Genomic DNA, 2,258 nt, shown 5'->3' with positions numbered 1-2,258 from the left:
TTTCTGATGCGTGCCGAGCCAGATATATTTGCAGGCGCGCACGTCGATGTCGGGCTTGAAAATCTCCGCCCTGGCGGCGCGCACCCGCGAGTTCACCCCGTCGGCGCCCACGATCAGGTCATAGTCGCGATAGGCGTCGACGTCCTGCGCCTCGGTCTCGAATTGCAATTTAACGCCGAGCGCGCGAGCGCGTTCTTGCAGAATATTCAACAGCCGCTTGCGGCCGATGCCGCAGAAGCCGTGCCCGGTCGAGGTCATAACGCTGCCGCGATAATGCACCGCGATGTCGTCCCAGTAGACGAAGTCGTCGCGGATCAGCGCCGCACTCACTGGGTCGTTTGCCTTGAGGTTGGTCAGCGTCTCGTCGGAGAGCACCACACCCCAGCCGAACGTGTCGTCCGGCCCGTTGCGCTCGATGACGGTGATGTCGTGGGAAGGGTCGCGCAATTTCAGCGAAATTGCGAAATACAGGCCGCCTGGACCGCCGCCAAGACAAACCGTGCGCATGCTCAGCTCCAATAAAACGGATCGACGTGGCAAGAATGCGGGAAACCGGAAAATCTTACAAGCTTGAAATATCTAACCATAAAGAGCTTGGCGGCGCCGCCCGCCGCTGCGCTACGCCGCTCAGGCCGGCTCTTGTGCGACCAGGGCCAAGACGCGCAACGGACTGCCCGAGCCCTGCTTGATCTTGAGCGGGGCGGCAAAGACCACCACGCCGGTCGGTGGCAGCAGATCGAGATTGGTCAGGCATTGCAGGCCGAAGCGGCCTTTGCCGTGCATATAGAAGTGCGCCGGATAAGGCGGGTTGAAATGCTGGCCCTGACCGTAGTCGGTGCCGATCGTTTCGGTGCCGAAACCGTGCACGTCGCGCTCCTCGACCAGCCATTTTACCACCGCCGGCGTCGGACCGGGCGTGTGCGCGCCGTCCTCGCGCAACCCCGCATAGCCGGCATAAGGTTTCTTCGACCAGTCGGTGCGCAGCAGCACCCAGTTGCCTGGCTCGATGCGGCCGTGCCGGCGCTCCCAGGCTTCGACCAAGGCAACCGTGAGCATGAAATCGGCGTCGGCGGCGCATTCCTTCGTGCAGTCGATGACGACCGCCGGGGCAATGAATTTCGCCGGGTCGATGGTGTCGACGGCGTTGTTGGCCAGGTCCTTGCCGGAAATCCAGTGGATCGGCGCGTCGAAATGCGTTCCGGTGTGCTCGCCCAAACTGATATTGTTCCAGTACCAGGCCGGGCCGCGTTCGTCGTAGCGCGAGACTTCCTCCATGCGGAAGGGCGCGCATTGGCCGAATTCGGGCGGCAACACGATGGTCGGGAACTCCTGCGCCAGCGTATGCGTCAGATCGATCACCTTGATCGAGCCTTCGGCGATCCCTTGCGCGAATGATTGAAGATTGAAAGCCACGGCTGACCCCTGCTACTCGCTGATTTCCCGTTCGACCGCCTTTGGATTGACCGCCAGGCGGGCGCGGATGTCCTCGGCGACATCGCCGACGAAAACGTCTTCCAATCCCTTTTTCAACGCATCGACCACGGCGTTAGCCAGTGCCGCCGGCGCGACCTTGGGCGGCGGGACGGTCTGGAACCAATCGGTTTCCAGCGGACCGAAGAAGACGTTCACCACCTTGACGCCGCCCGGTCGCAGTTCGGCGCGCAGGCATTGCGCCGCCGACAGGCAGGCCGCTTCGGTGGCGGAATAGGCGCCGTAGGCGGGCCAGTTCACCAGCGCGTGCACCGACAAAAGATTGACGAAGGCGACGGCCGAATTGACGCCGTCGGCGCCGCGCGCGGCCATCGCCGGCCCGAACGCCTGCGCCAGGCGGACCAGGCCGAGATATCGGACGTCCATTTCCTCGCGCGCAACGGTCAGGCCGTGCCGGCCGATCAGTCCGCCGGGGCGGACGTGTTCGGCGGTGTTGACGACGATGTCCACCCGACCGCCGTTCTGCTCGGCCAGTTCGCGCACCGATTCGGTGTCGGTCAGGTCGAGCGGCACGATCTCGACGCGCGCGATCGCCGCAAGCGCCTCCATCCCCGAGAACGGCTTCCAGCCGTCGGCGATGCCGACGAAGACGATCGAGGCGCCGCCTTCTGAGAATGCCTTGGCCATCGCCTGCCCCACCGCGCTGCGGCCGTCGGTGATCAAGACCCGGCGGAATTTCGGATCGCAGGTCATTTCGCGCCATTGCGGATCGTCGGCCATGTTCGGGGTATCCTTTTCAGGAAGGGCCATCGCCGCCGGCGCACCGC

2 protein-coding genes and 1 pseudogene are annotated in these 2,258 nt (G+C 64.2%); all 3 read right to left on the bottom strand.

The genetic code is table 11. The features are described 5' to 3' along the window. Positions 1-507: pseudogene (locus tag WB528_RS17400) on the bottom strand (bifunctional salicylyl-CoA 5-hydroxylase/oxidoreductase); the annotation flags it as partial. A 120-nt stretch (positions 508-627) separates the two neighbouring features. Further along, positions 628-1,413 (bottom strand): cyclase family protein, encoded by a 786-nt coding sequence (locus WB528_RS17395; protein ID WP_423889645.1) that lies wholly within the window; start codon positions 1,411-1,413, stop codon positions 628-630. A gap of 12 nt (positions 1,414-1,425) precedes the next feature. After that, a partial coding sequence (locus WB528_RS17390) for an SDR family oxidoreductase (protein WP_423889644.1) occupies positions 1,426-2,258 on the bottom strand: 833 nt, incomplete at its 5' end.

Origin of the sequence: Bradyrhizobium sp. (assembly GCF_049586575.1) — a bacterium.
Taxonomy (GTDB): Bacteria; Pseudomonadota; Alphaproteobacteria; order Rhizobiales; family Xanthobacteraceae; genus Bradyrhizobium.
This window is presented reverse-complemented; position numbering and strand designations above follow the sequence as displayed.